This window comes from Nocardia pneumoniae NBRC 100136 (genome assembly GCF_000308755.1).
GTDB classification, from domain to species: Bacteria; Actinomycetota; Actinomycetes; order Mycobacteriales; family Mycobacteriaceae; genus Nocardia; species Nocardia pneumoniae.
The window spans coordinates 1-25,934 of record NZ_BAGF01000003.1; the positions used below are offsets into that span (position 1 = coordinate 1).

Sequence of the window (25,934 nt, forward strand, 5' to 3'; positions counted from 1 at the left end):
GAGCACGGCGCGGATCTCCGGAAGCGGCATGTCCAACGCGCGCAGCCGCCGGATCAGCTGCGCCTGCTCTACCTGCGCCGTCGAGTACCGCCGATAACCCGAACTCGCGTCGATGTCGACCGGAGTGAGCAGGTCGATCTCGTGGTAGTAGCGCAGCGTCTTCACGCTGAGGTGGCTCAGCCTGGAGAACTCCCCGATCGGGACGGTCGCCGTCATGGCCTCAGCCAACACCCTCCAGTGACGGGAGGGTCAACCGCACCCCGGCGGCTAGGCGAGAACGAAGGTCAGCAGCAGGGTGGTCTGGAAGGCGCCGCGCCACCACGAGTAGCCGAACCACACGCCGGGGGTGACCTCGCGGATTTCGTCGTACACCTGAGGCGTCGGCGACGGCGTGTAGTTGAGCGCCCAGGCGGGGCCGCCGTCCAGCAGGGCGGGCGCGGCATAGACGTCGGCGCGCCAGCCTTCGATGCCCGCGCCGGTGAGACGGTTCATCAGATAACCGCCGTCCGGTCCGGTGTAGAAGGTCTTGCCGATCCAGAACGGCGGCGCGAGAGACTGCATGATCGGCGGGCGGGCCACCCAGCCTGCCTTCACGCCCATCGGGACCGCGCCGAGCGGCGCGTCGCGGAAGATGACGTCCTGCTGTTCCGGCGAGCAGCGAAACCGCAGCGAAGCGACGGTGGCCGCCTTGTCGTCCGGGTAGAGAACGCAGCCGCCGCCGTAGTCGGCCACGGCGGGAACGGGTTCCGCGTCGATGACTTCCGCGTCGAGCACCTCGGCCGCGGCCGCGGAGTCGGCGTCGGCGGACGCCGCCGGGCTGGCGGCGACCAGAAAGACGCCGGGGAGGATCGAGGTGAGCAGCACGCTGCTCAGGAAACGGTATGCCCTCATCGCTGTCTCCAGATTTGCCGCATCGGTCGCCGACCCGGTTCGATGGTAGGACGAGCTCGATGTTTCTCTACGGGAACTACCCAACCTGTTACCGGCAACGCGTCGAACACCTCGGACCGATCGGGCCGCGCCGGACATCCGGTGCGGCAGGACTAGGCTGGCCGATGACACCTTCTCCAGAGAGGACCCTCCCGTGCAGCCAGGTGGTCAGTTCGATATGCAACAGTTACTCGCCCAGGCGCAGCAGATGCAGCAGGCGGTGATGGAGGCCCAAGCCGAGATCGCGGCGAGCGAAGTGGACGGCGCGGCGGGCGGCGGGCTGGTCCGGGTCACGATCAAGGCGACCGGTGAGGTGGTGTCGCTGACCATCGACCCGAAGGCCGTCGACCCCGACGACATCGAGACGTTGCAGGACCTGGTGATCGGCGCGGTCAACGACGCGATGGCGAACGCGCAGCGTCTCGCCGCGGAACGGCTCGGACCGTTGTCCGGTGGTTTCGGCGGCGGATCGCTGCCCGGTTTCTGAGCCGAGGTAGCAGTTGTACGAGGGTCCGGTCCAGGATCTGATCGACGAATTGGGCAAGCTGCCCGGCGTCGGTCCGAAGAGCGCGCAGCGCATCGCCTTTCATCTGCTGCAGGTGGAGCCCCCGGAGATCGATCGGTTGCAGGCCGCCCTGCAGAAGGTGCGCGACGGCGTGCGGTTCTGCGTGGTCTGCGGGACGGTCTCCGACGGCGAGCTGTGCCGCATCTGTGCCGACCCGCGGCGCGACCGCACCATGATCTGCGTGGTCGAGGAGCCCAAGGACGTGCAGGCGATCGAGCGCACCAGGGAGTTCCGCGGCCGTTATCACGTGCTCGGCGGCGCGCTCGATCCGCTCAGCGGTATCGGCCCCGATCAGCTGCGGATCCGGGAGTTGCTGGCGCGCATCGCGAATCAGGAGGACGGCGTCGACGTCACCGAGGTGATCATCGCGACCGATCCGAACACCGAGGGCGAGGCCACCGCCACCTATCTGGTCCGGATGCTGCGCGACTTTCCCGGCCTGAGCGTGACCAGGCTGGCTTCGGGTCTGCCGATGGGCGGTGACCTGGAGTTCGCCGACGAGCTGACCCTCGGTCGCGCGCTGTCCGGGCGGCGCGCGCTGTAGCCGCTGATCGCGCGACAACCCATTGCGCCGGAGGGGATTGCGCGGCGGCGAACGTGGGTTACTGTGTCGGGGATGAGCATCGAATTCGTTCTGACGACGCTCGTCATCGTCGCCACTCCCGGTACCGGGGTGCTGTTCACCCTCGCGGCCGGTCTGTCGCGAGGCGCGAGGGCCAGCGTGATCGCGGCCTTCGGCTGCACGCTCGGCATCGTTCCGCACATGATCGCGGCGATCACCGGCTTGGCCGCGGTGCTCAACGCCAGCGCGGTCGCGTTCCAGACGCTGAAGTACCTCGGAGTCGCCTACCTGCTGTACATGGCATGGACCACGTTCCGGGACAAGGGCGCGCTCGCGGTCCCGGAGCAGACCGAGCAGGCCACGCCCTCGGCGCGGACGGTGATCACCTCAGCGGTGCTGCTCAACATCCTCAACCCCAAACTGACCATCTTTTTCTTCGCGTTCCTGCCCCAGTTCGTGCCCAGCGGCGCGCCGAACGCGTTGGCGCGCATGCTGGAGCTGAGCGGCATTTTCATGCTCGCCACCTTCGTGGTGTTCGCGATCTACGGCGCTTGCGCGGCCGCGGTGCGCGACCAGGTCATCTCGCGTCCGGCCGTGGTGACGTGGATGCGCAGAGCCTTCGGCGCTTCCTTCGTCGCCCTCGCGGGACGTCTGGCCACGCAGAACCAGTGAGCGGACGTCCGGAGCGGGGAGGCGCGCTCGGCGGTTGGCGATTCAGAGTTCGACGCGGGACCAGGGAAGGCTGGGGAAGCGGGTCCGGTTGTCGTTGGCCCATTCCCAGATGAGGGCGGCTACGGTGGCGGGATCGGCGACCGTGGTGCCGAAGTGCTTGTCGGGGGAGCCGTCCCGATATTCGAGGGTGTAGACCCCGGTGTTCTCGCGGTAGGTCTGGATATAGAACTGCTCGCCGCGCTCGACGACGAGGTACGGGTTCGGCGGGCTCAGCTCGGGAACCCACTGCTCGACAAGCGCTTTGGTCAGGTACGGGAACTCACCGGCGCCGCCGTGGGTGACAGTGGCCGGGATGTGCCCCGCGGGATCGATCAGCCAGGCCAGCTGCGGGTCGTAGACGGCGTAGTTCAGTGGCGTCGCGAGTTCGAACAGCAGGTGGCGTACGAATCCGATCGCGTCATACGGGCAGGAGACGTACAGCGCCGCGCCGGTCGCGGCGCCGCCCACCGGGGCGGTGCTGAGAAAGCTGTCCTCTTCGGGTAGCTCCGCGTCGCGTCTGTTGAGCTCGGCGGCGATCTGCGCCACCACCCCCGCTTCGGGTATGCCCTGCTGAGTGCTCAGGTAGGCGTCGACCTGCGCGATCGACGACGCGACACCGGAAGGCAGCAACACGTGGTCATAGCTCACCTCGGCCAGGGTACGGAACTGCGAAAACCCGCCGACGGGTCGCGTCGCCCTCGGTGCACCGGCAGCCGCCCGCGAGATCGCCGCAATCGATGACGAAGTCGTGTCGAGCATGGGCGGGATCGATGCACCGCTCATCGGTGCATTCGGAAATCCGGCCCGCATGCACGATCAAGGTTCCGTGGCAGTGGTCGAACGCTGAGTCGCAGGATGAACAACCTGTTGTGCGCATGTGACCTCCTGGAGAGATCGGAGTTGTCATTCGGTGATGTCGGCGCCGCAAGGGGTGCGGCGAGACCATTGTCGCGTGTGTTGCCACAGTTTCTCGATCATTCAGCAATCATGTCGCAACTTTTTCTCTGTGGCGGGTATCGTTCCTCACTCCGTCTGTCTCCGGGGCTGTTACGTGCGAAAATGGCAGCACAGCTCACCGATTCCAGTACGCGGGGCCCGCTCGCCGCATGTCTGATACGGAACGTATGCGGGATTCCGGCGACTGTTTAGCATCCTTGATGGCGGAAGTGAGGTCGGCGCGGTGGCGGTGCGCGATGAGCCGCGAGAGACGGCGACCGGTGCGAATGCGAGCGAGCAGTTCGCGCGCTACCGCGCCGAGAGTGCCGACAGCGCCGCGTATGACGAATGCGGCAGGCCCACCGCGGGTTACTACGACGAACTGGTCGATGCCGAGGGCAAGGTGCGGCCGATGTGGCGGGAGCTGTCCGCCGATTTCGTGAACCTCGGCAGCGACGGACTCGACCGGCTGGACAGCCGGGTGCGCAGGCTGGTCGATGACGACGGCATCACCTATTTCGAGGCGGGCGCGTCGGCCGAAAGCGCGGCGCCGAGCCCGTGGCGCCTCGACCCGATCCCCCTGCTGGTCTCCGCGGACGACTGGACCCGGCTGGAGGCGGGCCTGGAACAGCGTTCCCGACTACTCGACGAGGTACTCACCGACATCTACGGTCCGCGCAGGACACTCGGTTCGGGACTGCTCGCGCCGGAAGTCGTGTTCGGCAACCGCGGTTACGTGCGAGCCGCGCACGGCATCACCGTGCCGGGGCGGCATCAGCTGTTCCTGCACGCCTGCGACCTCAGCCGATGGAGCGACGGCCGGTTCCGAGTGATCGCCGACCGAGCGCAGGCGCCGTCCGGCGGCGGATACGCGCTGGCCGATCGCAGGGTCGTGGCGACCGCGATCCCGGAGTCGTTCGAGCACGCCAATCCGCGGCCGCTGACGCCGTTCGCCAGGGCGATGCGGGCGATGCTGATCGAGTCGGCACAGGCCGACGACGATGAACCGGTGATCGTGGTGCTCAGCCCGGGCGTGCACTCCGAGACCGCGTTCGATCAGGCGTACCTCGCTTCGACGCTGGGCTTTCCGCTGGTGGAAAGCGCGGATCTGGTGGTGCGCGACGGGTCGCTGTGGATGCGGTCGCTGGGCACGCTGAAGCGGGTGGATGTGGTGCTGCGGCGGGTGGACGCCGAGTTCTCCGATCCGCTGGACCTGCGCCCGGATTCCCGGCTCGGCGTGGTGGGACTGGTCGAGGTGCTGCGGCGCGGCGCGGTGACCGTGGTGAACACGCTGGGCAGCGGGCTGCTGGAGAATCCGGCGCTGGCCGGGTTCCTGCCTCGGCTCGCGCGCTCGCTGCTGGGGGAGGACCTGCTGCTGGAGAGCGCGCCGTCGTACTGGGGTGGCGACGACCGGGAGCGCGCACACCTGCTGGCGAATCTGGACACGCTGGTCATCCGCTCGGCGGTCGACGGCGCCACGCTGTTCGGACCGGAACTGAGCCGTGAGCAGCGTGACGACGTGATCGCCAGGATCCACGCGTGCGGATGGCAGTGGGTCGGTCAGGAACCGGCGCAGTTCTCCGTCGCGCCCGCCGTGCGGGAACATGGTGGACTCGCCGCTGCTCCGGTCGGCATGCGGCTGTTCTCGCTGGCCCGGCGGGGCGGCTACACCGTGATGTCCGGTGGTCTCGGCCAAGTGCGTGAGCGCGTCGCGCCCGATCGCGCCGTGATCAAAGTGGCCGCCAAAGACATCTGGGTACGGGCGGCGCCGACCACCGCCGCCGCGGTCGCCGCCGAGCCGCCGCGGGAGGAACGCGAGCGGCCCACCGTCCCGGTCGTGGAATCGATCAGTTCCCCGCGTGTGCTCAACGATCTGTTCTGGATGGGCCGCTACGGCGAGCGCGGCGAGGCCACCGCGCGGTTGCTGATCGCCACCCATGAGCGCTATCAGGAGTTCCGCTACCGTCCCTGGCTGGAGGGCGCGGACGCGCTGCCGGTCCTGCTGGCCGCCGTCGGCCGGACCACCGCCACCGCCGCGCCGACCGACGGGATGTTCGGCCCGGAGGTACAAGACCTTGCAGCGCAGCAGGATTCGGCCTCGCGCGAGGGGCACGACTACCTCGTCGCGTTGACGGTCGACCGGGAGCTGGCCGGGTCGCTGGCCTTCGCGGTCGACCGGTACGGCATCGCGGCGCGAGCCGTGCGCGACCAGCTGTCGGTGGACACCTGGATGATCCTCGGCGCGGTCGACCGAGCACTGGCCGACTACCGCGGAACCGCGAGCGACCAGGAGGCGGAGCTCTCGCAGGTGCATTCGCTGACCCTGGCCGGTCTGCTCGCACTGTCCGGCATCGACGCGGAATCGCTGGTACGCGAACCCGGCTGGTACGTCATGGACATCGGCAAGCGCATCGAACGCGGACTCACGCTGACCGCGCTGCTGTCGGCCGCGCTGGTCCAGGAGTATCCGGAGGAGACCGAGCGGGAGGTCACCGAATGGGTGCTGCGCGTCGCGGAGTCGTCGGTGAGTTACCGGCGCAGGCACCGGGATTCGGTGCGGATCGCCGCCGTCGCGGGGTTGCTGCTGTTCGACACCGGCAACCCGCGATCGCTGGCGTACCAACTGGACCGCCTGGACGCCGATTTCCGTGCGCTGCCCGGCGCGGCGCGATCGTCGCGCCCGCGGCGGCTACTCGCGGACGCGCAACGAATGCTGCGGCGCCTGGACCCCGACGACCTCGAAGTCACCGACACCGACGATCGGCGCGACGAGTTGGCCGAACTCCTGGACGGGGTGCACTCGCGGTTGCGCAAGCTGTCCGAATCGTTCGAGACCACCACATTGTCGCTGCCGGTCGGGTTTCAGCCACTCTGGGGCAGCACGCAGGTCGTCGGATGATCGTCGGCGGCGCGGCCCGGCGCTATCGAGTGGAGCACCGCACCACGTACTCGTATTCCGGGGAGGTCATCAGCTCGTACGGCCGCGCGTATCTGACGCCGCGTGACTTGCCAGGTCAACGGCTGCTGGCACACGACATCCACATCGAGCCGACGCCGTCGGACCGGTCGGTCGGCGCGGACGTGTACGGCAACATCACCTCCTTTTTCCATGTCACAGCCCAGCATCACGTCCTCGCCGTCACCGGTGCGTCGCTGGTGGAGGTGGACGCGCCCGTCATCGATCCGGCCGCCGCCGCGCAGCGGTGGGAGGTAGCGCGTCCGACCGGCGCGAATGGACCGCTGGCCGCGGAGTTCGCCCTCGACCTGCATCCGCAGGAGATCACTCCGGAGATCGTCGCGTACGCGGCCGAGTCTCTCCGGCCGGGCAGACCGCTGCTGGACGCGGTGGCCGAGCTGAACACCCGCATCTACACCGACTTCACCTACATGTCGGGCGCCACGACGGTGTCGAGCAAGGTGGCCGACGTGTTCGCCGACCGCGCGGGCGTCTGCCAGGATTTCGCGCGACTGGCCTGCGCCTGCCTGCGGTCGCACGGTCTGGCAGCCAGGTACGTGTCCGGCTACCTTGCCACCGATCCGCCCCCGGGCAAGGAGCGGATGGTCGGCGCCGACGCCACCCACGCCTGGGCGGCCGTGTGGCTGCCCGGCTCCGGCGAACACGACCGCGCCGGTCACTGGATCGATTTCGATCCCACCAACGACCAGTTCGGCGACGAGCGGTACGTCACCGTGGCGTGGGGCCGCGACTACGCCGACGTACCTCCGCTGCGCGGCATCATCTACACCGACGCAAAAGACAGCGTCATCACCGTCTCCGTCGACGTTTCCGAGGTCGACGGGTGAACTGTCTGGCTGGTCACAGGCTCGGCTCTCGGCGTGCGCGGGCCGGGAACTGTGGAAGCATCGTAGGTAACCCGTAGCCGACCGTCCGGCGGCGCCGCGGTACCAGCCGGAGTTTCGGGGACCTGACGCCGGAATGGGGACGTATGAACAGCGAGCACATGACCGACACGTGGACAGCGGACGAGCTCGGATTCCGGCCGGACATCTCCCAGGAGCACCTGCGCACGCTGGTGGAGCAGATCCGGGCGGAAGGTCTCCCGGATGCGCTGTGGCTGATCCTGCGGCCGTGGACCGCCGAACCACGCCGGTGGCACCCGGAGGTGTACGGCATCGATGTGCCCGAAACCGACGCCGGACCGTGGGTCTGCGAGCTCAACGCACCGGTCAGATGGCACTCGCTGATGGGTGGCCTGTCGTCGGTCGAGTGGGTGAACAACCGTCCGACCATCGACGAATTGGGCCGGGCCTGGGACGAACTCGAGACGGCAGGCCTGCGTCCCTCGGTCTGCGTCAACCTCGGCCCGGCCGGGCACGGCGGCCGCTGGCAGCTGCAAGTCGTGTCGGTGTCCGCGTTCGGCAAGATCGCCGACGACACCATGAGCGACGTCGGCGAGACCCTCGGTGGCCGACTGGGGTACTGGTCGATGAACCCCGAATGGATCTTGTGGCGAACCGACAACTGAGACTCGCCACACTGCGGACCGAGCCGTGGTTCAGGCGCGCAGGCGCTCGCGGCGGAGCTGGTCGACCTCGGGAAGGTCGAGGGGAGCCAGTTCGGTGACGCCGAGGGCGCGCATCAGCAGCAGATCGGCGAGTTCGGGGTTGCGGGCCAGCACGGGGCCGTGCATGTAGGTGCCGATCACCGAACCCTGGACGACGCCCTCCAGCCCGTCGCCGACACCGTTGCCGACCCCGCGCGAGACCCGCGCCAGGCCGGTCGCGTCGCCGCCGAGCTTCGTGCCACCGCGGTGGTTCTCGAAGCCCGTGAGCGGCGCGGTGAGCCCGTCGAGCAGCGGTGTGGTCGTCACCTCGCCGATGGCGCGCTTGTGCTGCGGCGACGTGGTGACGTCGATCATGCCGACGCCGTCCACCCGCTCGCCCGCCGAGGTCTCGTACCACTGGCCGAGCACCTGGATCGCCGCGCAGATCGCCAGCACCGGAGCGCCTTTCGCGGACGCCCGCTGCAAGCCGGGGTAGCGCTGGAGGTGCCGGGTGGCCAGCCGCTGCGCGGAGTCCTCCGCGCCGCCGAGGGTGTAGATGTCCAGCGAATCGGGCACCGGGTCGGGCAGCGTGATATCGACGATCTCGGCGTCGTAGCCGCGCATACGCAGCCGCTGACGCAGCACGAGCGCGTTGCCGCCGTCGCCGTAGGTACCCATCACGTCCGGCAGAACCAGGCCGATGCGAATGGTCGATTCACTCATACTGTGTCCTTTCTGGCCTGCGCGAATCCCTCCGTGGTCACGCTTCGCTGCCGCCTCCGGGCCTGCCCGCTCATGCCGGGTCCTTTCTGGCCTGCGTGGAGCCCTGCGCGGTCCGGCTCATGCCGTCCGCTGCTCGAGGTCGCGGTTGAGATCACGGAACGCGGTGTAGTTCGCCAGCACCTCGACGTGGCCCGCCGGGCAGGACGCGATCGCGCGCACCGGGTCCGGCACCGTGGTGTGCGCCACGCCGGCGTAGGTCAGCCGTACCGCGAGGTCGGTGGCGCGTTCGCCCGCCGCGACCACCTGCACGCCTTCGAAGTGCTCGAACCGCACGTCCCACAGCCAGGAGAGGTCTTCGCCGTCGGGCACCTGGCCGTTCACCGCGATGACCAGGCCCGCCGAGGCCGGGTCGATCATCGACAGCGCCTCCTGCCACCCGGCCGGATTCTTCGCCAGCAGCAGCCGCGCGTCGTGCTCGCCGACCTGCACGGTGCGGTAGCGGCCCGCGATCTCGCGCACCGTGCCCGCTGCCGCCACCGCCTGCGCGGCGTCGGCGCCCAGCGCGACGGCGGCGGCCACCGCCTGTGCGGCATTGCCGCGATTGGCCCGCCCCGGCAGCGCCAGCCGCAATGGGAAACGCGCGCCGCCGGGGCCGACCAGATCGTCTCCGTCCAGCCACCAATCCGGTTCGGGACGTTGGAAATCCGCGCCGGTGCTGCGCCAGTGCGCGCCCTCCCAGACGATCGGCTCGCCGCTGCGCGGGCAGCTGGTCGCGTCCATCGCCCAGCCGCTGCCCGCGGCTACCCACACCACATTGGGGTGGTCGTAGGCGATCGAGGTGACCAGCACGTCGTCGCAGTTCGCGATCACCACGGTGGCCGGGTGCTTCGCCAGGCCCGCGCGCAGTTTGCGCTCGATCATGTTGATCTCGCCGACCCGGTCGAGCTGGTCGCGGCTGAGGTTCAGCAGGATCACCGCCGAGGGGTTGAGCGCGTCGGTGACGTGCGGCAGATGCAGTTCGTCCACCTCGATCGCGGCCAGCGGCGCGCGCCGGTGCGCGTTGAGCGCGGCGACGATGCCCGCGTCCATGTTGGCGCCGTCGGCCTGGGTCGCGACCTGGCCGAGCGTGCTGAGCGCGGCGGTGGTCATCCTGGTGGTGGTCGACTTGCCGTTCGTGCCGGTGACCAGCACGGTGCGCCGCTGCCGTCCGAGCTGGTCCATGACCGTCGGATCGATCTTCAACGCGATCAGGCCGCCGATCATCGAACCCTTGCCGCGACCCGCCTTCTGCGAGGCCCAGGACGCCGCGCCCGCCGCCGCCAGCGCCAGTCGTCCGCGCACCGATATGTCTGCCACGTCGCGAGTCTATGTTCGCCCCGCGATCCGGGCGCGTCGCGGGCCAGTGGCGTGGACCACCCGGCTCAGTCGCGGTAGAGCTTCGCCTCGTAATTCTCCGGCGAGTAGTAGCGCTCCAGCTGCTCGACCGTCTCGGTGACGTCCTTCTGCACCTCTTTGACCAGGCAGGCCGGGCTCGGCAGGGTGTCGACGGGCCACTGTTGCGGCTCCCACAGATGGCTGCGCATGAACGCCTTGGCGCAGTGGAAGAAGATCTGCTCGATGTCCACCTCGACGGCGAGGATCGGGCGGTGGCCGCGCACCACCATGTCGTCGAAGTAGGGGGCGTCGCGCACCAGCCGGGCTCGTCCGTTGATCCGCAACGTCTCGCGGCGGCCCGGGATCAGGAACAGCAGGCCGACGTGCGGATTGGCCAGGATGTTGAGGTAGCCGTCTGCGCGCCGGTTGCCGGGACGCTCCGGGATGGCGAGCGTCCTGTCGTCGAGCACGTGCACGAACCCGGCCGGATCACCCTTCGGCGAGGCGTCGCAGTTGCCGTCCGCGTCGCTGGTGCTCATCACCAGGAACGGGGAGTGCGCGATCCACTCCCGGTCCCGCGCGTGCAGGGCGACCCGTTCCTTGGTGGCGGCGCGGGGCATGACTTCCCCGAGCAACTGCCGCAGGTCCGCCGCGTTGGTGATCTGGATCGGGACGGTGCTCTCGCGCATATTTCGATTCAAGCACCGCCCGGGACCGTGTGGCGATCGAATTGCGTTCGGGCGGAGGCGGACCGGTCGCCCGGCCGGGCTCAGACCGGCGTGTCGAACATGTTCGGCTGCCCGGCCGCGTAGCGGTCGGCGTCCATCCGGCGCAGCGGTTCCAGTTCCGGCGCCCGGTACAGCGTGAACAACCGGCAGCGCTGCGCGTTCGAACCGGCCACGTCCAGTAGCGCGTTCACCGCGGCGCGCGCGGATTCGTTGGCGCCCTCCATGGTGGCCAGATCGACGTTCGTGCGCACGTAATCGCCTGCCAGGAACAGGTTTTCCAGCGCGCCGTGCGGGGCGGGCCGGTACTCCCAGGAACCGGCCGTGTTGATCAGCAGCGGGTCGGCGTTGGCGTTGCGCCGCTGCCCCTGCTGCCAGCTGATGCCCGGGTCGAGGAACCAGGAGTGCAGGTCGGCGTCGCGCAGCACGTCACCGCGATCGTCGAGGTGAGCCTTGATCTGGGCCCATGCCTCGCGAGCGATCTCCTCGTGCGTGCATTCCTTGGCCGATTTGCCGAACAGTATGCCGGGGGTGTTCCAGTCGGAGATGTCCACCGACAGGCAGTCCTGCACGCTGCCGTCGCCGAATTCGGTGAGCTTGGTGCGCCAGTGCTGATTCTGGCTGATCGAGGTGAGCGACCACGGCGCGTCGATGTAGGCGGCGTGGCCGCGCGAGATGTCGGCCGGTCGGCGCAGGTAGAACTGGATGCCGTTCATCCAGTCGGTGACGAGCCGGTCCATCCCGGCCAATTCCGGCCGCACCGCGAGCACCTGCGGCGACCACAGCGTGCGGGCCTGCTCGGCGGGGAGCGCGACGACGAAGTAGTCGGCCTCGATGGTGCGCTCGGCGCCGGTCTCGTCCACCGCGCGGGCAGCGGTGATCCGGCGATCGCGCACCTCCAGCCCGCGAACTTCGGTGCCGAGCACGAATTCCGCGCCCAATTCGCGGATTCGCCGCGTCCACGGGTCGATCCAGACCGCGTTTGTCGGGCCGTTCAGCACACGGTCCAGTCCGCCGTCGTTGCCGATCTCGAAAGGATTGCCGAGGAACTGTTCGCCCATGGTGCCGATGGTGCGCACGCTCGCCACGTTTTCCTTCGCGGCGACCATGATGCTGGTCAGTGTGCGGGACAGCAGCGCACGGAACTCGTGCGAGCGCGCGTGGCCGCCGACGAAGTCGTGCCAGGAGGTCTGCTCCCACTGACCGAGCCTGCGGGCATCGCAGCTGGAGTTGAAGACCAGCAGGCGTTCGGCGAAGTAGATGCCTTCTCTGGGAGGCATTTTCAGTGCGGTCGCCAGGGTGGCGCCGAGCGTCTCGCGGAAGCCTTCCGGGGTGAACCCGGCGCGGGCGCGCGCACCGAGCGGCACGCGGAAGTCGTCGCCGCCGAGCCGGGCGAAGCGCGCCTCGGGCACCGCGACGAGGTTGTCCCAGACGCCATTCGGGTTACCCGGGAACGGGATTCGGCGCATGGTGTCCGGCACATGTTGATAGAAGCCGGGGAAGAAGCGAAACCCGTGTTCCCCGGGGAGGTCCGGCCGTCCCTCTGCTCCGGTGCCCGGCACTCCGACGCTGCGGGCTTTGCCGCCCCAGGCGCGCTTTTCGTAGACGGTGACCCGGAATCCACGTTCGGCCAGCTCATGCGCCGCGGTCAGACCGGCGACACCGCCGCCGAGGACCGCGACCCGCGGACCGCCCGGACTCGCCGCTACCGGCGCCGGTCGCAGCGCGCCCGCCGTCAGTCCCCCCGCCGTTGCCACCCCTGCCGCCACCGTGCCACGAAGCAATGCCCTTCGCGAGACGGTCCACCGATGTTCTGCCATGCGCCGATCTGCTGTCTAGCTTCGGGACCAACTTTCACGCTCGGGCACTACTGTAAAGCCGCAAATCTTCCCGGGCGCATCGACCCCGCAAACCCAGTTGGGGGATATCTCGAGCGGTCGAGCGGTACCGAACGTGCCGAGCATCCGCCTGCCCGTGGAGGACGAGCAGCGCCTCGGCCGGTCGGTTCTCCCTGACCGGCGCATCAGCACTCAGCAAGCTGATCGTCCCGTTTCCTCAGGTCCCGGCGGGTCGTCCCGCACCTATCAGAGCTTGCGTCGGCGGGACGGTGGCGTCCACGGGTGCCGGACGCGGCTTGCTCGCCGTCGCGGCAAAGGCTCCTGTGATCACCACCACACCACCGGCAAGCGACAGCACGGTAGGGGCCTCGCCGAGGAATGCCCAGGCCGCGGCTATCCCGACGACCGGAACCAGTAGCGAGAACGGGGCGACCATGCCCGCCGGGTAGCGGCCCATCAGATAGGTCCACAGTCCGGTGCCGACGACCGTGGCCATGACCGCGATATAAGCCAGCGCCACCAGGGCGGGCCAACCGGCGAGTGAGAAGGAGTCGGCGAGGGCGTGCAGACCGGTGGTCGGCCCCTCGGTGAACACCGACAGCGCGAACAGCGGCACCGGCGGGATGGCGGTGGTCCACAGCATCAGGTGCAGCGGCTTGACACCGGGGGCCTCGGTACCCGCCAAGCGCGCGCCGATGTTGCCGAATGCCCAGCCCAGCCCGCCCGCCAGCGTCAGCAGCACCGGAAGCAGCGTGGCGTGTTCCAGCCGGTCCCAACCGATCACCGCCATTCCGGCGACCGCCACGGCGATGCCCGCGACTTGCACCGGCCGAATCCGCTCGCCCAGCATGAGGGCACCGAGTACCACGGTGAACGGCGCGGAGGATTGCAGCACCAGGGAAGCCAGCCCGGTCGGCATGCCCACGCGCATGGCGGTGAACAGGAACGCGAACTGCAAGATGCCGAAACCGACGCCGTACAGCAGGATCCAGCGCATCCGCACCGGCGGGCGCGGAATGAACAGCAGCGCGGGAATCGCCAGCACCGCGAAACGCAGTGCCGCGAAGAAGAACGGCGGGAAGTGGTCGAGCCCCACCCGGATGGCGAGGAAGTTCAGGCCCCAGAGCAGGACGACGGTGCAGCCGAGCAGGCGATCGCGAGTGGTCACGCGTTTCATCGTGCGGCCGACCAACCATCAGAACAATCGAATAAATATGGACAAATAATGTAGTGTCGCTTAATGGTCTCCGGATCCGAGAAGGCTGTGCCAGGCCCGCCCATGGCCGTGGAACGGCTGCGCGTGCTGCGTGAACTCGCCGATCGCGGCACCGTCGCCGCCGTCGCCGCCGCGTTGTCGATGACGCCTTCCGCGGTCTCCCAGCAGCTCAAAGTGCTGGCCAGGGAAGCGGGCGTGGCACTGCTCGAACCCGACGGCCGACGCGTCCGGCTCACCGACGCCGGGCGCGCGTTGGTCGTGCGCGCCGACGAGGTGCTCGCGGCGATGGATCGCGCGGTCGCGGAGATGGCGCACTATCGCGGTTCCCCGCGCGGCCGGGTCCGCGTCGCGGTATTCCCTTCGGGTGGCGCGCTGTTGCTGCCGCACGCGCTGCGCGGCATGGCGGACAGCGGTGTGGACGTGGTCGCACGAGACGAGGACGTGCCCCCTTCCGAGGTGGCGCGACTACTCGCCGACTACGACGTGGTGCTGACCCATCGCGACGAACGCGCCGCGCCGATCGCCGATCCACGCGTCGCGACCCGGGTGCTCATGCGCGAACCGATCGATGTGGTCGCGGCCGCGACGCATCGGCTCGCCGGGCGCTCGGCCGTCGCGCCGGAGGAACTGGCCGACGAGACCTGGCTGAGTGTGCGCGGCGGTTTCCCGGTCGACGACGTGCTGCGCTCGATCGCCACCGTGACCGGCGTGCAACCGCGCATAGCGCAGCGTCTCAACGATTTCCGCGTCATCGAGGCGTTGGTCGCCACGGGCTACGGCGTCGCGCTCATGCCGCGCTACGCGGTGGGCGATCCCACGCTCGCGGTGCTGCGGCTGTCCGGTGTGCGCGCCGCCCGGATGTACGAACTGGCCACCCGCCCGCGCGCCGACGCGCGTCCGGCCATCGCCGCGGTGCTCGCGGCCTTCGAGTCGGCCGCCGCGCTGGCGACCGCCGACTCCGCGAAAGCCGGTGGATAGGCCGGTTTCCCGAGCGTCACGACATCACCGCGCCGCGGTGATGTGCGGTGTCGCGCGAACCGGTCACATTCCGGGCTGCCCAGGGTAACGGTAGGATTGCTGGGACTGCGTGCCGACGTAGTTGAAGTCGTCGGCCACCATCGCGGCCAGCTCGAGCAGCGCCCGCCGTGTGGGCTTGCTCACCAGTTCCAGATCGATCTCGGCTCCCTCGGCGAGGTGGTCGTCGAACGGCACCACCTGCACCGCGCGGGTGCGGTCGAGGAACAGCTTGCGCAACTGGTCGAGATCGACGGTCGACGCGCCGCGCCGGGAAGCGTTCACCACCACGACCGTTCGTTCCACCAGCTTGCCGTAGCCGTGGTGGTCGAGCCAGTCCAGGGTGGCCGACGCGCTGCGCGCGCCATCGATGGCCGGGGAGGTGACCAGCACCAGCGAACTGGCCATGTCGAGCACGCCCGCCATCGCGGAGTGCATCAAGCCGGTGCCGCAGTCGGTCAGGATGATGTTGTAGAACGACTGCAGGATGCCGATCGCCTTGCGGTAGTCCGCCTCGCTGAACGCCTCGGAGACCGCCGGGTCCTGTTCACTGGCAAGTACTTCCAGACGACTCGGCGCCTGCGAGGTGTGCGCCCGCACGTCCGAGTACCTGCTGATGTTCTGGTCCTCGAGCAGGTTGCGCACGGTGGACCTGGTCTGGCGCGGCACGCGATGCGCCAGCGTGCCGAGGTCGGGGTTGGCGTCGATCGCGATCACCCGGTCACCGCGCTGCGATGCGAACGTGGAACCGAGACCGACCGTCGTCGTGGTCTTGCCGACGCCACCCTTCAGCGAGAGGATCGCGATCCGATAGTCGCCGCGCACAGGCTGATTCACCCGGTCGACCAAGTCTTGATAGACGATGTCGGCGGCCGACTCGCCCGGGTTGATCATGCCGCCGGAAACCTTGTGCACGGCACGGCGCCAGCCACTGCGCGGCGCCCTGCGGGCCCGCCGGAGCAGATTCAGATCGTTCACCGAGTGCCCCGGCTGCCCGGGTTGCGGCACGTGCTGCGGCTGGAACGGCTGTGCGGCCTGGTGCGGATTCGGCCCGCTCTGCCAACCCGATCCCTGGGGTTGCCCGACCGGTGACGCAGGCGGCGGCGCTTGATAGGCGGGCGGCGGTGGCTGATGCGTCACCGGCGGGGGCGGCGGAGCCCAGCTGTAGATCGGCCCGCCGGGTTGATCGTGCTGCGGCGCAGCTGGTTCCGGCTGCGCGGGATCGACGGGTACGCGCCGGACCAAGCCGTCGGGACCGATCTCCTGGCGGTACTCGTCGTAGCTGTGCTCGTGACCCTGCCCGGGGATGGGGTGGCTACCGCTGTGGCTCGGCGAAGGTTGAAACGCGCCGGTAGGGAACGGCTCCCCGGGGAAGGTCGGTGGCGCGTACACACCGGCGCCCGGTGCGGAGTACGGACCGTACGACTCGGTGGGACCGGACGGCGGCGGACCGTACGACTCTGGGGGGCCGTACGACTCAGGAGGCCCGGACGGCGGGGGACCGTAGGACGACGGCACGGGTCCGGCGGCATGCGGGTAGACAGTGGTCTGCTCGGTCGAGCCCTGCGGCTCCGGCTGTTCGGGCTGTGCGTCCGGCTGATCCAGCCCATCCGCCACGTCGGCTTCCTTCGCTTCCACACCGCCGGTGTGCTCGGTCGACGGGCCGGTGGCCGACGACTCCGCCTCGGTGACTTCGGCCGTGTCCACGGAATGACTCTGCAGCCAGGGCGGAGAGGTCGGATTGTGGTCGTTTGTTGTCACGGTTCCCCCATCTGCTCGGGAGTTCGAGCAGAGAGCTCGGCGCTTGGAGTGCGAATCCACGCTAGCACGGGGTTCGCTACGCCGTGTCACGGTAGGGAAGGGCAGACGCGCCGCGCGACACGCCATCGACAAGCGGTATGCGCCAGCGAGATCGGGCGCCGCGCGGACGAACCGCCGCGGCGCCCTCGCCGGACACCTTGCGGGACAGGAGTACCTGCGCCTTCGCTCCGGCCGTGCCGTGCGATCAGTGCGCTCGGTTGACCGCCGACACCACCGCACGCAGCGACGCGGTGGTGATCGAGGTGGCGATGCCGACGCCCCACACCACCTTGTCGCCGATCGCGCATTCCACGTAAGCGGCGGCCTGCGCGTCATCGCCCGCGGACATCGCGTGCTCGGAGTAGTCCAAGACCTCGACGTTGTAACCGACGCTCGCGATCGCGTCGACGAACGCGGCCAGCGGGCCGTTGCCCTTGCCGGTGATCTCCTGCTCGACGCCGTCGACCTTCACCACCGCCACGATCGAGTCGACCCCGCCGTCGGTCTCCGACGCGGTGACCCGCTGGCGCATCCGCTCCAGCGGACGGATCGGGCTCAGGTACTCCTCGGAGAAGACGTCCCACATCTCCTTGGGCGTCACCTCGCCGCCCTCTCCGTCGGTGATGCGCTGGACCACCTGGGAGAACTCGATCTGCAGACGCCGCGGCAGCGCCAGCCCGTGATCGGTCTTCATGATGTAGGCGACGCCGCCCTTGCCGGACTGCGAGTTGACCCGGATGACCGCCTCGTAGGTGCGGCCGACGTCCTTCGGGTCGATCGGCAGGTAGGGCACTTCCCAGACGATGTCGGCGACGTCGGCTCCCGCGGCGTCCGCCGTGGCCTTCATCGCGTCCAAGCCCTTGTTGATCGCGTCCTGGTGGCTGCCGGAGAACGCGGTGTAGACCAGGTCGCCGCCGTAGGGGTGGCGCTCGTGCACGGGCAGCTGGTTGCAGTATTCGACGGTGCGGCGGATCTCATCGATGTCGGAGAAGTTGATCTGCGGGTCGATGCCGCGGGAGAACAGGTTCATCCCCAGCGTGACCAGGCACACATTGCCGGTGCGCTCGCCATTGCCGAACAGGCAACCCTCGATCCGGTCGGCCCCGGCCTGGAAGCCCAGCTCGGCGGCGGCAACAGCGGTGCCGCGGTCATTGTGTGGGTGCAGCGACAGCACGATCGCCTCGCGCCGGGCCAGGTTGCGGCTCATCCACTCGATCGAGTCGGCGTAGACGTTCGGCGTCGCCATCTCGACGGTGGCGGGCAGGTTGATGATCAGCGGCTTCTCCGGCGTCGGCGCGATGATCTCCGAGACCGCGTCGCACACCTCCTTGGCGTACTCCAGCTCGGTGCCGGTGTAGGACTCCGGGCTGTACTCGTAACGCCAGTTGGTGTCCGGGTAGCGCTTCTCGATCTCCAGGCACAGCGTGGCGGCGTCGGTCGCGATCTTCTTCACCGCCGCGCGATCGGCGCGGAAGACCACTTTCCGTTGCAGGATCGAGGTCGAGTTGTAGAAGTGGACGATGACGTTCTGCGCGCCGGCGCAGGCCTCGAAGGTGCGTTCGATCAGCTCGGGGCGACATTGGGTCAGGACCTGGATGGTCACGTCGTCGGGGATCGCGCCGTCCTCGATGATCTCGCGGACGAAATCGAAGTCGGTCTGGCTGGCCGAGGGGAAGCCGACCTCGATCTCCTTGTAGCCCATCCGCACCAGCAGATCGAACATGCGGCGCTTGCGAGCCGGGCTCATCGGGTCGATCAGCGCCTGGTTACCGTCGCGCAAGTCGACCGCGCACCAGCCGGGCGCCCGGTCGATGACCTTCTCCGGCCAGGTGCGGTCGGGCAGGCTGATCGGCTCGACCTCCTCGGCGAACGGCCGATAGCGGAACGTCGGCATCGAGGAGTTCTTCTGCTTGTTCCACGCCGGTTGGTCGGCGGGGGCGGGTTTGCTCGGCGCCGTGATGGTTTTGGCACCGGATACGAACGCGTCAGCAGGGGACATGGGGAATCTCTCCGTGGGTGTGGTTTTTCCCAATGGGCTGGGTCGACCGGCGCGGCAAAACCCCGCGACGGGAGCCGGTCCGATCAGACCCCGTCGCGGCGGTCGAGAAGAAGTGCCCGCTGCATGATGTTCGCGAGCTTACCGTGCCGCGAGACCGCCGGGAAGGGCGGTGCCGTCGTCGGGTGATCCGACGACCCGCTACCGTTCGGTCCCAGAATGGACGTCGAAGGATAGCTATGACCTGGCTGGAGCAACTGGCCGTCTTCGGTGCCGGCATCGCGGCGGGCGGTATCAACACGATCGTCGGCTCGGGCACATTGATCACTTTTCCGGTTTTGCTGGCCTTCGGCTTGCCGCCGGTTACCGCGAATGTGTCCAACACCATAGGTCTGGTCCCCGGTTCGCTCAGCGGTGTGCACGGCTATCGCCGGGAACTCGCCGGGCAGCGGGACCGGCTGCTACGGCTGGGCACCGCCTCGCTACTCGGCGGCATCACGGGGGCGGTGCTGCTGCTGGTGCTTCCGCCCGCGGCGTTCAAGGCGATCGTGCCGGTGCTGATCGCGTTGGCGTTGGTCCTGGTCGTGGTCCAGCCGCGGCTGGCGAGCTGGGTGAAGCGCAGGCGGGAGAACGACGGCGCACCGGTGCCGGAGCACGGCGGCGCCATTCTCTTCGCCGCGATCTACGCGGCCGGTATCTACGGCGGGTACTTCGGCGCCGCGCAGGGCGTACTGCTGATCGGGTTGCTCGGCGTCTTCGTGCACGACGACATCCAGCGCCTCAACGGGGCGAAGAACGCGCTCGCACTGATCGTGAACGCCGTGTCCGCGGTGATCTTCATCGTGATCGCGGACGTCGACTGGCGGGCGGCGGGGTTGATCGCGCTCGGTTCGATGATCGGCGGCCAGCTCGGCGCCAAGATGGGCAGGCGGATGCCGCCGACAGTGCTGCGCGCGGTCATCGTCGTGGTCGGCCTGATCGCGGTGATCCGGCTGGTGACGTCATAGGCGGCTGCCTCTGCCTTCGCTCGGCCTGGCGTGGGGCTTCGGACGGACTTGGTTCGGCGGCGCCTTTTGTGCGGCTGCCTCTGCCTTCGCTCGGCCTGGCGTGGGGCTTCGGACGGACTTGGTTCGGCGGCGCCTTTTGTGCGGCTGCCTCTGCCTTCGCTCGGCCTGGCGTGGGGCTTCAGGCGGAGTTCGTTCGGCGGCGCCTGTTGTGCGGCTGGCTCTGCCTTCGCTCGGCCTGGTACGGGCTGGGGCGGAGTTCGTCCGGCTGCGTTTCGGGAGCGTTGATGCAGATACCGAGTTGCAGGGCGTCTGCCCGAACTGCGGCGGTGCACTGGTGGGGCGGCCGCGGCGGGCGGCGGCGTAGTGGGGATCCCGGGAGGGCGGCCGGGGAATCTCAGGGTCCGATGTCAGCCCTGAGGAGGACGACGCCCGCCCGTGCGTGGGCCCAGGATGATGTCCGTGCGTAGCTGGAAGTCGGTCGTCGTCGCCCTTGTCATCGTGCTACCGGCGGCGAGCGGCTGCGCCGGGACGCCGAGCCGCCAGGAATCGGCGGTCGCGGATCTGGTCGCACAGGCCGATGCGGCGCCGACACCGCGGCTGGAGTGGGCGCCGTGCGCCGAGCCGCGGCTGAGCAAGTTCGAGTGCGCGACCGCGGCCGTGCCGGTGGACTATGCCCGTCCCGACGGGCCGATCCTCCCGCTCGCGGTCGTGCGTCAGCGGGCCGCCGATCCCGAGCGGCGGATCGGCACCTTGTTCGCCGCGGTCGGCGGTCCTGGGGGTTCGGGATTGCGCTGGGCGGCGGAGGGGGAGTTGTTCGGCGGCGAGATCGCGCGCCGGTTCGACGTGGTCACCTTCGACCAGCGCGGCGTCGGCGGCAGCGGACAGGTGCGTTGCTTCCCGAATGCCGAGCGGCAGCGACGGTTCTGGTCCGGCGTGTGGTTGCCGCCGACGAATCCGGAACAGGAGCGCGAAGCCGCCGCGTCGAGCCGTGCGCTGGCCGCGGGATGCGCCGAGCACGGCGGCGAACTGCTCGGGCACCTCACCACCGTCGACGTGGCGCGCGATCTCGACCTGCTGCGCCGCGCGGTCGGCGAACCGCGGCTGACGTACGAAGGCGGTTCCTATGCAAGCTATCTCGGCCAGGTGTACGGCGCGCTGTTCGGCGACCGGGTACGCGCGCTGCACCTGGCCTCGATGATCGACCCGGACGCGTACACCAACGACACGCGAAGCTCGATCGAGAGCACCGCCGCCGGTACCGAACAGGTGCTGAGCGAGTTCCTGCGACTGTGCGCGGAGGCGGGACGGCCGCGCTGCGCATTTGCGGCCGAAAGCGGCTCGAACGAGGCTGTAGCGCAGGGTAGTACCGGTCTGCGCTCGCGCAACGACGCTGTGCTGCACCGCCTTCGGGAAACGCCGATCGTGGTGGGGGCGGGTGAGCGGGCGCGCACGGTCACCTACTCCGAGGCGATGTCATCACACGCGCTGCTGCTGTACGACCCGGAAGCGGGCTGGCCCGCACTGGCCGAATTGCTCGCCGAGCTGGAGCGCGGTCCGGAGGGCAACCCGGACGCCGTTCGCGAGATCTTGACGGCGACGGCCGTATCGGAGGACTTCCTCGACTCGTTCACCGCGATCTCCTGCGCGGACAACGCCTTTCCGCGACAGGCCGACCAATGGCCTACCCTGGCACGGGATCTCGCCGCTGTCAGCCCCACTTACGGCGAGTTCTGGCTGTACATGCGCCAATCCTGCGCGTCTTGGCCATCGCCGCCCGAGGGGTATCGCCAGCGCTACACCGGACCGTGGATCCTGCGGTCGGACACCTCTGCCCTGCTGGTCAACAACCGATTCGATCCGGTCACCCCGCTGACCGCCGCACGGCGCGCACAGCAGGAATTGGTGAACGCCAGGCTGGTCGTCGTGGACGGGGGCTATGGGCACACCCCGCTCAACGACTGCACCCGGAAGTTGCGGGAGCGCTACCTCATCGACTTGCAGCTGCCCGCTCCGGGGGCCACCTGCCGCGCCGACGAGACGCCGTTCGGTCGATAGCAAAATCGGATATCTGTTCACAAAACGGGAATACCGGTAGTCTGCGCACGCTAGGTGTGATGATGGAAGGTGACTGGTGCGTAGACGTGCCTTGTTCAAGGCGGCGGGCACGGCCGCGATGCTCGGTGCTATGGGGACGATGGCCGGTACGAGCGCGGCGTCCACGGACCCGGCCTGGGAGGCCCTGTTCCGCGGTTGGGTACCGGAAATCTTTGCCCCCCTTCCCGATCCACCTCAGCACTCGCCCGCGATAGTCATCGGCTCCGGCTTCGGCGCCGCGGTCACCGCGTTGCGCCTGGCCGAGGCCGGGATCGTCACCACCGTGCTGGAACGCGGTTCACGCTGGCCGAACGACCCGTGGCGGGAGATCTTCACCGGCGACGACCTGCCCGACGGCCGCGGCTTCTGGCACCGCACCCACTTCACCGGCGTCACCAAGGTGCCGATGCGGTTCGCCAGCTTCGGCGGCGTGCTGGACTGCACGGAGTACCCGGGCATCGATGTCTGGCGGGCGGCGGCGGTCGGCGGCGGATCGGTGATCTTCAGCGGAGCCATGATCGCCCCGGAGCGCCGTTTCTTCGACCACGTCTTCGGCGGCACCGTCGACTACGGCGAGATGGAGCGCGTCTACTACCCGCGGGTGCGAGGGATGCTGCGGCTGAGCGCGATGCCGGCGGACATCTACCAGTCCTCGCCGTTCGCCCACTCCCGTGCCTGGGACGACCAGGTGCGCAAGGCGGGCTATAACCCGCAGCCGAACGACTCGATCTTCAACTGGGACATCCTGCGCGCCGAACTGGCCGGGGCCTCACGGCCTTCGGCCACCGCGGCCAGGAGCAATCTGGGCAACTCCAACGGCGCCAAATTCGACCTGAACCAGAACTACTTGCGGTACGCGCAGAACACCGGCCGCTGCGCGATCTTCCCCGGCCACCGCGTCGACGCCATCGCGCAGGACGGCGACCGCTACGCGGTCACCGTGGCGAAGCTGTCGCCCACCGGAGACGTACTGGCCACCCGCACCCTCACCTGTGATCGGCTCTTCCTCGGCGCTGGTTCGGTCGGTACCTCCGAACTCCTGGTCCGCGCCCAGGCCACCGGCGCGCTGCCGCGCCTGAACGAGCACATCGGCGACGGATGGGGCACCAACGGCGACGTGGTGCTCGCCCGCGGCGCGAGCGCGCTGGCCGGGCACGGTCAAGGCGTGCCGAGCGCGAGCCGGATCTTCGACGAATCCGCGGTGCCGCTGACCCTGGAGAGCTGGTACATCCCCGGTATCCCGTTCGAGACCGGCGCTCTGGCCTCGCTCGGCATGGTGCTCGACCCGACCCGCGCCCGGTTCGGCTACAACCCGGCCACGAACGGCGTCGGGCTCAGTTGGTCGGCGAAGAACCGCGACGACATCGTGGCCGCGGCGCGCGCGATCGACCACCGGATCGCCGAACGCGCGGGCGCGCTCGTCGAGTACGGCGCTCTGGGTTACGACGCGAACGCGTTGTTCACCGCGCATCCGCTCGGCGGCGCGGTGCTGGGGCGGGCCACCGACAACTACGGGCGCGTGCACGGCCACCCCGGCCTGTACGTGATGGACGGCGCCGCGGTGCCGGGCAGCACCGGAACGGTCAACCCGTCGCTCACCATCGCCGCACTGGCGGAACGCAATATCGAGGCGATCGTCCGCGCCGGTCGCTGATCACATCTGTGCCGGGTGGTCGGCACCGCTTCCCGGTAGGCGTACCTCCGCCTCCGCTCCGGCCGTGCGCGGTATGCGTACTCCGCCTCCGCCCTGCTGCGGGCTGGGGACGTAAGACAGCGCCATCAGGTTTTCTCAACCGTGCCGAGCGTGCTTTCGGCGTACTACTGTCGGCGGCACCGTTCGGCGTCGAAGGGATCCACAGTAGTGTCCGCTCCCACCTCCAGCTCGGGCATCGATGGCTCGCCTCGCGAGCGATACGGTCTGCGGGAAGCGCCGCAATCGCAGGAGTATCCGCGCAAGCCGCCCATGCTGTGGACCGATTTCGTGATGCTGGCGCTGGCCGTCGTCTCGGTGGCGCTGGTCGCTTGGATCACCTTCTTCCCGGTGTCCGGGCACACCTACCGCGTGGTCGTGTTCGTCGACTGGTCGGTGTGCGCGGTGTTCGCCGCGGAGTTCCTATGGCGCTGGCGCCGCGCGGGCTGGCCGTGGACCTTCCCGCTCGTCTACTGGTACGAAATCCTCGGCATGATCCCGGTGACCAGCCCGTTCTTCCGTGGTTTCCGGCTGCTGCGGATCGTGGTGATCGTCGTCCGCCTCGCCCGGGTGGCCGACCGGGTGTTCGGCGACCGCGTGACGGCCGCGGTGGTGAACCACTTCGTGGCGACCATCGTGGACACCATCCGCCGTCCGATGACGATCGCGGTGATGGACGAGGTGGCGAACGTGCTGCGCGCCGGCCACTACACCCGCAATATCGCGGCGGCACTGGAGGAGAACCGCGCCGAACTGGACGAGATGATCGTCGAACTGATCAAGAAGGACCCGCAGGCGGGCCGGGTGCGCTACATCCCGTTCCACGACGAGATCATCCGTTTGATCGCCGACACCACCTTCCGCATCGTGTTCCAGGTGCTGGAAGACCCGCGCACCGACGAACTCGTGTCGGACATGTTGCGGGAGAACATCGATCAGATCCGCGACGCGGTCCGCGACGGCGTCCGCGTGCCGCCGTCCGCGTACGGCCCGACACCCCCGGAGAACGGCGTGCGGCACCAGCTCAATCGGCTGCCGCGTGCCTGATCTCGTCCCTCGGCTGCGCGAATCGGACGGTCTCCCAAGCGATCAGCCCGATCAGGACGACGCACAGCAGGGACAGCGACGCGAGTGCTGGCAGCGCGCAGGCCAGCGGGACGAGCGCGAGCAGCACCGCCGCGGCGACCACCCGGGGCACCGTGACGGTGCCCGTGGCGTAGTGTTTGAACCCGACCAGCGCGATCAGATACAGCACCACGCCGCCGTAGAGGGAGTACAGCGGAATTCCGTAGAGCGCGTCCTTCAGAGTGTGGTGTGAGGAGTCGCCGACGTAGTACAGCACCTTCTTCATCCCGAGCGACAGCGCGATGATCCCGGCGATCATCGGGAAATGCCAAAAGGTGTAGGAACCGCGCGCGATCTTGATCTGCCGGGTGCCGTCGGCGCGCACGAGTTCGTGTTCCACCGATAGGGCGGCCACGTCGAAATACGCCCACCACAGCAGACCGGAAATGGCCAGCCCCAGCATCGAGCCCAGTGCGATCGGCCAGGAGATCGGCAGCCCCGCCACGCCGATGCCGATCGAGACGATGGATTCACCGAGCGCCACGATGATGATCAGCCCGTACCGCTCGACGAAATGGTTCGCCGAATTCAGCCGCCAATCGGTCCCGGCGAACAGCGTCCACAGGTAGTCGCCCGCGATGGCGGCGATCCACAGCGCGATCTGCACGCGGCCGGAGGTCATTGCGGCGATGACCAGCAGCGTGGTGCCGATGGTGATCGAGCCGAGCGCCCAGCGCAGCACCTGGTTGCGCAGCTGGGAGTCTTCCGAGCTGGCCAGCCAGAACATCCCGACGTGCACCAAACGGACGACCAGGTAGGCGATGGCGAAGACCAGCGGGCCGAACCAGCCGCCGGGCTTGTCGTCGAACGCCTCGGGAATGGTGAGCGCGGCCAGGAAGCCGCCGCCCATCGCCGCGAACATCGCGACCCGCGCGATGCCTTCGTCGGCGCGGACCACGTTGCCGAGCCAGGAGTAGGCGATCCACAGCCACCACATCAGCGCGAGTACCAGCACGGCGCGCAGCATGTTCTTGGCGCTGGTGTCCACGGCGGCCAGGCCGGTGACCATGGTGAACGCGAAGACGAGCACGAGGTCGAAGAACAACTCGAGCTGGGTCACCGATGCGCCTTCGGCCATCGGTTGGAACCGAACCCGCTTGGTACTGATCATGGTGCATATCGT

At 68.9% G+C, this 25,934-nt stretch carries 23 protein-coding genes; 12 read left to right on the top strand and 11 right to left on the bottom strand.

The window, feature by feature from the left end:
• Window positions 1-216 (bottom strand): MerR family transcriptional regulator (locus ON34_RS01130; RefSeq protein ID WP_040772975.1); only part of this gene is annotated, 216 nt, incomplete at its 3' end.
• Window positions 217-267: 51 nt separating this feature from the next.
• Window positions 268-891, bottom strand: a complete 624-nt coding sequence (locus ON34_RS01135) for a hypothetical protein (protein ID WP_040772976.1) — start codon at window positions 889-891, stop codon at window positions 268-270.
• A 193-nt stretch (window positions 892-1,084) separates the two neighbouring features.
• On the opposite strand from ON34_RS01135, the gene ON34_RS01140 reads away from it, so the two are divergent.
• From ON34_RS01140 to ON34_RS01150, 3 genes are all read left to right on the top strand, one after another.
• Window positions 1,085-1,417 (top strand): YbaB/EbfC family nucleoid-associated protein, encoded by a 333-nt coding sequence (locus ON34_RS01140; protein WP_040772977.1) that lies wholly within the window; start codon window positions 1,085-1,087, stop codon window positions 1,415-1,417.
• Window positions 1,418-1,430: 13 nt separating this feature from the next.
• Window positions 1,431-2,039 carry a recombination mediator RecR gene (gene recR / locus ON34_RS01145; protein WP_040772979.1) on the top strand — a complete coding sequence of 203 codons (609 nt, stop codon included), beginning with the start codon at window positions 1,431-1,433 and terminating at the stop codon, window positions 2,037-2,039.
• Between the two features lie 72 nt (window positions 2,040-2,111).
• Window positions 2,112-2,729 carry a LysE family translocator gene (locus ON34_RS01150; RefSeq protein ID WP_040772981.1) on the top strand — a complete coding sequence of 206 codons (618 nt, stop codon included), beginning with the start codon at window positions 2,112-2,114 and terminating at the stop codon, window positions 2,727-2,729.
• A gap of 42 nt (window positions 2,730-2,771) precedes the next feature.
• Here the strand turns inward: ON34_RS01150 and ON34_RS01155 are convergent, their stop codons facing one another.
• Window positions 2,772-3,416, bottom strand: coding sequence for a hypothetical protein (locus ON34_RS01155; protein ID WP_040773095.1), 645 nt, complete (start codon window positions 3,414-3,416; stop codon window positions 2,772-2,774).
• A gap of 532 nt (window positions 3,417-3,948) precedes the next feature.
• Between ON34_RS01155 and ON34_RS01160 the strand changes: the two genes are divergently transcribed.
• The 3 genes from ON34_RS01160 to ON34_RS01170 all read left to right on the top strand — a co-directional run bounded on the left by ON34_RS01160 (window position 3,949) and on the right by ON34_RS01170 (window position 8,191).
• Entirely contained in the window at window positions 3,949-6,603 is a 2,655-nt protein-coding gene (locus ON34_RS01160) for a circularly permuted type 2 ATP-grasp protein (protein ID WP_085996991.1), read from the top strand.
• The gene (locus tag ON34_RS01165; RefSeq protein ID WP_040772983.1) at window positions 6,600-7,508 is read left to right on the top strand and encodes a transglutaminase family protein; all 909 of its coding nucleotides are present in this window, start codon (window positions 6,600-6,602) and stop codon (window positions 7,506-7,508) included. Before ON34_RS01160 ends, ON34_RS01165 begins: the two co-directional genes overlap by 4 nt.
• A gap of 158 nt (window positions 7,509-7,666) precedes the next feature.
• Entirely contained in the window at window positions 7,667-8,191 is a 525-nt protein-coding gene (locus ON34_RS01170; protein WP_157172138.1) for a hypothetical protein, read from the top strand.
• 30 nt (window positions 8,192-8,221) lie between these two features.
• On the opposite strand, the gene ON34_RS01175 is transcribed toward ON34_RS01170, so the two are convergent.
• From ON34_RS01175 to ON34_RS01195, 5 genes are all read right to left on the bottom strand, one after another.
• The gene (locus tag ON34_RS01175; protein WP_040772987.1) at window positions 8,222-8,932 is read right to left on the bottom strand and encodes a type 1 glutamine amidotransferase; all 711 of its coding nucleotides are present in this window, start codon (window positions 8,930-8,932) and stop codon (window positions 8,222-8,224) included.
• A gap of 117 nt (window positions 8,933-9,049) precedes the next feature.
• Window positions 9,050-10,288 carry a MurT ligase domain-containing protein gene (locus ON34_RS01180; protein WP_040772989.1) on the bottom strand — a complete coding sequence of 413 codons (1,239 nt, stop codon included), beginning with the start codon at window positions 10,286-10,288 and terminating at the stop codon, window positions 9,050-9,052.
• A 65-nt stretch (window positions 10,289-10,353) separates the two neighbouring features.
• On the bottom strand, window positions 10,354-10,995 hold the full coding sequence (locus tag ON34_RS01185; RefSeq protein ID WP_040772990.1) for a pyridoxamine 5'-phosphate oxidase family protein: 642 nt from the start codon (window positions 10,993-10,995) through the stop codon (window positions 10,354-10,356).
• 80 nt (window positions 10,996-11,075) lie between these two features.
• On the bottom strand, window positions 11,076-12,851 hold the full coding sequence (locus ON34_RS01190) for a hydroxysqualene dehydroxylase (RefSeq protein ID WP_051022034.1): 1,776 nt from the start codon (window positions 12,849-12,851) through the stop codon (window positions 11,076-11,078).
• Window positions 12,852-13,086: 235 nt separating this feature from the next.
• The gene (locus ON34_RS01195) at window positions 13,087-14,037 is read right to left on the bottom strand and encodes an EamA family transporter (RefSeq protein WP_040773103.1); all 951 of its coding nucleotides are present in this window, start codon (window positions 14,035-14,037) and stop codon (window positions 13,087-13,089) included.
• 111 nt (window positions 14,038-14,148) lie between these two features.
• Between ON34_RS01195 and ON34_RS01200 the strand changes: the two genes are divergently transcribed.
• Window positions 14,149-15,063 carry a LysR family transcriptional regulator gene (locus ON34_RS01200; protein WP_040773106.1) on the top strand — a complete coding sequence of 305 codons (915 nt, stop codon included), beginning with the start codon at window positions 14,149-14,151 and terminating at the stop codon, window positions 15,061-15,063.
• A gap of 63 nt (window positions 15,064-15,126) precedes the next feature.
• Here ON34_RS01200 and ON34_RS01205 read toward each other — a convergent pair whose 3' ends face one another.
• Both ON34_RS01205 and leuA read right to left on the bottom strand, forming a co-directional pair.
• On the bottom strand, window positions 15,127-16,806 hold the full coding sequence (locus tag ON34_RS01205; protein ID WP_085996992.1) for a MinD/ParA family ATP-binding protein: 1,680 nt from the start codon (window positions 16,804-16,806) through the stop codon (window positions 15,127-15,129).
• 298 nt (window positions 16,807-17,104) lie between these two features.
• The gene (leuA, locus tag ON34_RS01210) at window positions 17,105-18,898 is read right to left on the bottom strand and encodes a 2-isopropylmalate synthase (protein ID WP_040772992.1); all 1,794 of its coding nucleotides are present in this window, start codon (window positions 18,896-18,898) and stop codon (window positions 17,105-17,107) included.
• 236 nt (window positions 18,899-19,134) lie between these two features.
• Between leuA and ON34_RS01215 the strand changes: the two genes are divergently transcribed.
• The 5 genes from ON34_RS01215 to ON34_RS01230 all read left to right on the top strand — a co-directional run bounded on the left by ON34_RS01215 (window position 19,135) and on the right by ON34_RS01230 (window position 24,733).
• A complete protein-coding gene (locus ON34_RS01215; RefSeq protein ID WP_040772993.1) occupies window positions 19,135-19,902 on the top strand; it encodes a sulfite exporter TauE/SafE family protein in 768 nt (255 codons plus the stop codon).
• A 208-nt stretch (window positions 19,903-20,110) separates the two neighbouring features.
• Window positions 20,111-20,266, top strand: coding sequence for a DUF1272 domain-containing protein (locus tag ON34_RS38405; RefSeq protein ID WP_157172139.1), 156 nt, complete (start codon window positions 20,111-20,113; stop codon window positions 20,264-20,266).
• Between the two features lie 89 nt (window positions 20,267-20,355).
• Window positions 20,356-21,957 carry an alpha/beta hydrolase gene (locus ON34_RS01220; protein ID WP_083889079.1) on the top strand — a complete coding sequence of 534 codons (1,602 nt, stop codon included), beginning with the start codon at window positions 20,356-20,358 and terminating at the stop codon, window positions 21,955-21,957.
• A gap of 76 nt (window positions 21,958-22,033) precedes the next feature.
• Window positions 22,034-23,650 carry a GMC oxidoreductase gene (locus tag ON34_RS01225; RefSeq protein ID WP_040772995.1) on the top strand — a complete coding sequence of 539 codons (1,617 nt, stop codon included), beginning with the start codon at window positions 22,034-22,036 and terminating at the stop codon, window positions 23,648-23,650.
• Window positions 23,651-23,857: 207 nt separating this feature from the next.
• Window positions 23,858-24,733, top strand: a complete 876-nt coding sequence (locus ON34_RS01230) for an ion transporter (RefSeq protein ID WP_245547834.1) — start codon at window positions 23,858-23,860, stop codon at window positions 24,731-24,733.
• Here the strand turns inward: ON34_RS01230 and ON34_RS01235 are convergent.
• Window positions 24,711-25,922 carry a low temperature requirement protein A gene (locus ON34_RS01235; protein WP_040772998.1) on the bottom strand — a complete coding sequence of 404 codons (1,212 nt, stop codon included), beginning with the start codon at window positions 25,920-25,922 and terminating at the stop codon, window positions 24,711-24,713. The two genes, ON34_RS01230 and ON34_RS01235, sit on opposite strands and share 23 nt — an antisense overlap.
• Between the last annotated feature and the right edge of the window lie 12 nt (window positions 25,923-25,934).